This is a genomic window from Rhizobacter sp. P3_B12, from assembly GCF_056402895.1.
The window spans coordinates 1-5,740 of sequence record NZ_JBFUGN010000349.1 but is presented as its reverse complement, the minus strand read 5'-3'; the positions used below and the strand labels follow the sequence as shown (position 1 = coordinate 5,740).

General features: G+C 70.1%; 4 protein-coding genes. All 4 read right to left on the bottom strand.

All coding sequences use genetic code 11. The annotated features are described in order from the left end of the window. Positions 1 to 163: 163 nt before the first annotated feature. The gene (locus AC1D01_RS18115; protein ID WP_477868666.1) at positions 164 to 1,921 is read right to left on the bottom strand and encodes a methyl-accepting chemotaxis protein; all 1,758 of its coding nucleotides are present in this window, start codon (positions 1,919 to 1,921) and stop codon (positions 164 to 166) included. Between the two features lie 19 nt (positions 1,922 to 1,940). After that, positions 1,941 to 3,731 (bottom strand): methyl-accepting chemotaxis protein, encoded by a 1,791-nt coding sequence (locus tag AC1D01_RS18110; RefSeq protein ID WP_477868663.1) that lies wholly within the window; start codon positions 3,729 to 3,731, stop codon positions 1,941 to 1,943. A 44-nt stretch (positions 3,732 to 3,775) separates the two neighbouring features. Then, positions 3,776 to 5,326 (bottom strand): methyl-accepting chemotaxis protein, encoded by a 1,551-nt coding sequence (locus tag AC1D01_RS18105; RefSeq protein ID WP_477868661.1) that lies wholly within the window; start codon positions 5,324 to 5,326, stop codon positions 3,776 to 3,778. Between the two features lie 31 nt (positions 5,327 to 5,357). Beyond that, the coding region (locus tag AC1D01_RS18100) for a methyl-accepting chemotaxis protein (protein WP_477868659.1) at positions 5,358 to 5,740 on the bottom strand (383 nt) is incomplete at its 5' end.

The following is a 5,740-nucleotide window of genomic DNA, read 5'->3' as shown; positions in this document are numbered from 1 at the left end:
GAACGAACCGTATGGTGTTGTATTGAGGCCCTTTGCTTTGGTTACTTTCATTTGGGCTTCAAATGAAAGTGACTCGCCCGCCGGGGCGAGACCCGGCAGCAGCCTCACGCAGTGAAAAGAAGCCCCTCGCGCAGCGAGTCCCCCGCCGGGAAGAGGCGAAGGATCAGAACGTTTCCCAGTCGTCGGAACCTGCCGCCGCGGCGGCCAGTGCCGGGCGCGGGGCCGGAGCCGCCGTGAGCACCGGCTCGACCGGCCCCGTCGCGGGCCTGGCGGCCACCGGGGCTCGGGCCTTCGCCACCGGCTTCGGCGCCGGGCGGGCCGCCTGGGTCACCGCCTTGGCCGGCTGGGCGACCGGCGCCGGCGCGGCGGCATGCGCCGCCGACAGCTTGAACACCGCCACGTTTGCCAGCAACTGGGCGGCCTGCCCCTTCAGGCTCTCGGCCGCGGCCGCGCTTTCCTCGACCAGCGCCGCATTCTGCTGCGTCGCCCGGTCCATCTGCGTGACCGCCTCGCCGACCTGGCTGACGCCGGCCGACTGCTCGATGCTCGCCGACGTGATCTCGCCCATGATGTCGGTCACGCGGCGGATCGAGGCGACCACCTCGGCCATCGTCGTGCCGGCCTCGTCGACCAGCGCCGTGCCCTGCTCGACGCGCTCGACACTGGTCGAGATCAGCGTCTTGATCTCCTTCGCGGCATCGGCGCTGCGCTGCGCCAGGCTGCGCACCTCCCCGGCCACCACCGCGAAGCCGCGGCCCTGCTCGCCGGCACGCGCCGCCTCCACCGCAGCATTCAGCGCCAGGATGTTGGTCTGGAACGCGATGCCGTCGATCGTGCCGATGATGTCGGCAATGCGCCGCGACGAGTCGTTGATGCCCTTCATCGTGTCGACGACGCGGCTGACGACTTCGCCGCCGGACACCGCGACGCTCGACGCGCTCATCGCCAGCTGGTTGGCCTGGCGCGCGTTGTCGGCGTTCTGCTTGACCGTGCTCGACAGCTGCTCCATCGACGCGGCCGTCTCTTCGAGCGCGCTCGCCTGCTGTTCGGTGCGGCTGCTCAGGTCGTTGTTGCCCTGCGCGATCTGCGAGCTGGCCGTGGCCACGCCATCGGCGTTCTGGCGCACGCCGCCGACGATGCCGCGCAGCTTGTCCTGCATGTCGCCGAGCGCCTTCAGCAGCTGGCCCATTTCGTCGGTGCCGCTCGCGTGGATCGGCTGGCTCAGGTCGCCATCGGCGATGCGGTTCGCATCGGCCACCGCCTGCGCCGCGGCGCGGGCCAGGCCGCCCGACAGGAACCAGGCGATCGCGAGGCCGAGTGCAGTCATCACGACCAGCCCGGCGATCAGCGCCGTGCGCGAGGATTCGTAGGTCTTCTGGCCCTCGGCCGCGGCGGCCATGCTGCCGGCGCTGTTCAGCTCGACCAGCTTGACGAGCAGCGCACGGGCGTCGGTGTACGACTGGCCGCCCGGTCCGTTCAACAGCTTCTTGATGCCGGCGGTGTCCATTTCCTTGGCCATGCGCAGCAGCTCGGGACCGATCGCCTGGTAGCTCTTCCACTGCTGCGTGAACTGCTCGTACAAGGCCTTCTCTTCCGGCGAGCTGACCATCGCCTGGTAAGCGGCGCGGTGGGTCTCGATGTTGCCTTCCACCTTCTTCAGCGAAGCCTCGATCGGCTCGGCCTCGAGCGAGGTGTCGATCAGCGCGAGGCGCAGGCGCACCACGCGGTACGACGCGAGATCGGTGTTCAGTTCACCGAGCGCGCGCACGCTCGGCAGCCAGTTGGTGGCGATGTCGGCGGCATTCGCGTTGACATGGCCCAGGCGGCCGATCGCCAGCAGGCTTTGCAGCAGCGCGATCGCGAGGACCAGGCCGAAGCCGCCGATCAGCTTGGTGCGGATGCTGAGGTTGTTCAGGTTCATGGCAGACAGTCCGGAGGCTTCAGAAGGTTTCCCAGTCGTCGCTCGGCGCGGCGCTGGCGGCCGGCTTGCTGGCGACCACGGCGGGTTGCGGTTCGGCGCGCGGGGCCAGGGTGGCGGCCACCGGCTTCGGTTCGACGCGGGCGGGTGCCACGGGCTTGGCCGCCGTCGCGGTGGGGGCAAGCTTGGCAGCCGGCTTGGGCGCCGTCACGGCCGGCAGGGCCGGCGCGGCGACCGGCTGCGCCACCAGGTTCTCGCCTGCCTCCAGGCGGAAGGTCGCGACCACCGAGGCCAGGCGCTTGGCCTGGTCGCGCAGGCTCTCGGCCGCGGCAGCCGATTCCTCGACCAGCGCAGCATTCTGTTGCGTCATCTGGTCGAGTTGAGTGACCGCCGTGTTGACCTGCCCGATGCCATCGCTCTGCTCCGACGACGCGGCGGTGATCTCGCCGATGATGTCCGAGACGCGCTGCACCGAGCCGACGATCTCGTTCATCGTCTTGCCCGCATCCGCCACCAGGCGCGAGCCGGCCTCGACGCGGTCGACGCTGGCGCCGATCAGGCCCTTGATCTCCTTCGCCGCCTGCGCGCTGCGCTGCGCCAGGCTGCGCACTTCGCTGGCGACCACCGCGAAACCGCGGCCCTGCTCGCCGGCGCGGGCCGCTTCCACGGCTGCGTTCAGCGCCAGGATGTTGGTCTGGAACGCGATGCCATCGATCACGCCGATGATGTCGCTGATCTTCTTCGAGCTGGCATTGATCTCGTCCATCGTCGAGACCACCTGGGCGACGACCGAGCCGCCGCGCGCCGCGACCTCGGCGGCCGACGAGGCCAGCTGGTTCGCCTGGCGGGCCGAGTCGGCGCTCTGCTTGACGGTGCCGGTCAGCTGCTCCATCGACGACGCGGCCTGCTGCAGGTTCGACGCCGTCTGTTCGGTGCGCACGCTCAGGTCGTGGTTGCCGGTCGCGATCTCGCCGGAGGCGGTGGAGATGCTGTCGGTGCTCTGGCGCACCTGGCTCACCGTCGTGCGCAGCGAGCGCACCATCTGCGACAGCGAATCGAGCAGGCTGCCCGGCACCGACTGGCTCAGGTCGACCGACAGGTTGCCGCGCGCGACCTCGCCCATCACCGCCACCGCGTCGCTCGGCTCGCCGCCGATCTGGCGCAGCACGCTGCGGGCGATCACGATGCCCAGCGCGCCGATGCCGGCCAGGATCAGCAGCGTGATCAGCAGGCCTTGCACCGCGGTGTCGCGCACCTGCACGTCGACGTCGTCCATGTACAGGCCCGAGCCGACCAGCCAGCCCCAGTTCTTCAGCTGCATCACGTACATCAGCTTGGGCACCGACTCGGTCGTGCCGGGGCGCGGGAAATCGGTCATCAGGTAGGCGCGGCCGTCCTTGCTGGCGCGCAGCACGTCGATCTCGCCCTGGATGATGTCCAGGCCCTTGCTGTCCTTGACCTTGCCGATCATCGGCTGGCCGTCCCACTCGGGCTTCAGCGGGTGCATCACCGCGGAGCCGTCCATCGAGAAGATGTAGAGGTAGTCCTTGGCCTCGGCGCCGTAGCGGGCCACGCGGATCGCGTCGCGGGCCGCCTTCTGCGCGTCTTCCTTGCTCATCGTGCCGGCCGCGGCCTTGGCCTCGAAGCCGGCCGCGATGCTGTACGCGGCCTCGACCGCCGTCACCAGCTGGCCCTTGCGCCCTTCGACGATCTGGCTGCGCATGCGCAGGCTGGACGCGACGGTCAGCAGGATCAGCGCCAGGATCGAGGCGCCGACCAGCAGGCCGATCTTGCGTTTGAAGGACAGGTTCATGGGGGCACCTCGGGTAGAGCGGGAGATTCAGTGGGCCGGCCGGCTCAGTGCGCCTGCAGCCGGAAGCTGCCGACGGCCTGCGACAGGCGCGCGGCCTGCTCCTTCAGGCTGTCGGCGGCGGCGGCGCTCTCTTCGACGAGCGCCGAGTTCTGTTGCGTCATCTGGTCGAGCTGGTTGACGGCGGTGTTGATCTGGCCGATGCCGTCGCTCTGCTCGGACGACGCGGCGGTGATCTCGCCGATGATGTCGCTGACGCGCTGCACCGAGCCGACGATCTCGTTCATCGTCTGGCCGGCGTCGGCCACCAGGCGCGAGCCGGCCTCGACGCGGTCGACGCTGGCGCCGATCAGGCCCTTGATTTCCTTGGCGGCGTCGGCGCTGCGCTGCGCGAGGCTGCGCACCTCGCCGGCCACCACCGCGAAACCGCGGCCCTGCTCGCCGGCCCGCGCGGCTTCGACAGCCGCATTCAGCGCGAGGATGTTGGTCTGGAACGCGATGCCGTCGATCACGCCGATGATGTCGGCGATCTTCTTCGAGCTCGCATTGATCTCGTCCATCGTGGTCACGACCTGCGAGACGACCGAGCCGCCGCGCGCCGCGACCTCGGCCGCCGACGAGGCCAGCTGGTTGGCCTGGCGGGCCGAGTCGGCGCTCTGCTTGACGGTGCCGGTCAGCTGCTCCATCGACGAGGCGGTCTGCTGCAGGCTGGAGGCGGCCTGCTCGGTGCGGGCGCTCAGGTCCTGGTTGCCGCTGGCGATCTCGGTGCTGGCGGTGCGGATGCTGTCGCTGGCGGTGTGCACCTGCTGCACGACGCGGCCGAGCGCGGCCGTCATCGTCTGCAGCGCGCGCATCAGGTCGCCCATCTCGTCGCCGCGCGTCACCGCCGGGCGCGGGCTCAGGTCGCCGCCGGCGATCGAGTCGGCCAGCGCGATCGCTTCGCCGAGCGGGCGGCGGATCGAGCGGACCAGCGCGAAGGTGCCGAACAGCGCGCCGAGGATGATCAGCCCGACCACGCCGGCCGCCATCGTCACCGTCTTGCGGCGCTCGACCGACAGCCGTTCACGCGTGGCCTGGGCCGCCTGTTCCTGCAGCGCGACAAAGCCGCGCAGCGATTGCATGTAGGTCTCGACGGCCTGCGCGAAGCCGCCCATCGCCAGCGTGCGGGCGCCCTCCTGGTCGCCAGCTTCCTTCTTCTTCGTGATCTCGGCCGAGGTGTCGAGCACGATCTTGCGATCGGCGGCGATCTTCGCCATCTGCTGCGTTTCGGCATCGGTCTGCGGCATGTCCTTCAGCTGCTTCTGCAGCTCGGTGATCTGCGCGATGGCCTTGTCGTTGGTCTCCTTGAACGCGGCGCGCACCGACGGATCGCTGCTGATCGCGCCGGCCTGGGCGCGCGACACCGCGCCCTCGGTCAGGCCGGCCCAGCGGGAGGCCGTGCGGATCTTGGTTTCCGACAGCGCCAGCGCCTCGTCGGACAAGGCCTGCACCTGCGCCGAGCGCCACGCGGCGAAGGCGATCAGCGCCAGCAGCGCGACGATGAAGGCGCCGACGGCGAACCAGATGCGGGTGCCGATGCGGAGGTCTTGAATGCGCATGATGTTTGCGTCCGGTAGAGGGGTGTGGCGGTCAGGGCCGCGCTTCGAGTCGGAAGGCGCCGACGGCCTGCGACAGGCGCACGGCCTGGTCCTTCAGGCTCTCGGCGGCCGCGGCGCTCTCTTCGACGAGGGCCGAGTTCTGTTGCGTCATCTGGTCGAGCTGGGTCACGGCGGCATTGACGCTGCCGATGCCGTCGCTCTGCTCCGACGAGGCGGCGGTGATCTCGCCGATGATGTCGCTGACGCGTTGCACCGAGCCGACGATCTCGCTCATCGTCTTGCCGGCGTCGGCCACCAGGCGCGAGCCGGCCTCGACGCGGTCGACGCTCGCGCCGATCAGGCCCTTGATTTCCTTCGCGGCCTGCGCGCTGCGCTGCGCCAGGCTGCGCACTTCGCTGGCGACGACCGCGAAGC

Coding starts and splice junctions, on each gene's coding strand:
- AC1D01_RS18115 (WP_477868666.1), bottom strand. CDS start 1,921: ATGAACCTGAACAACCTCAGCATCCGCACCAAGCTGATCGGCGGCTTC.
- AC1D01_RS18110 (WP_477868663.1), bottom strand. CDS start 3,731: ATGAACCTGTCCTTCAAACGCAAGATCGGCCTGCTGGTCGGCGCCTCG.
- AC1D01_RS18105 (WP_477868661.1), bottom strand. CDS start 5,326: ATGCGCATTCAAGACCTCCGCATCGGCACCCGCATCTGGTTCGCCGTC.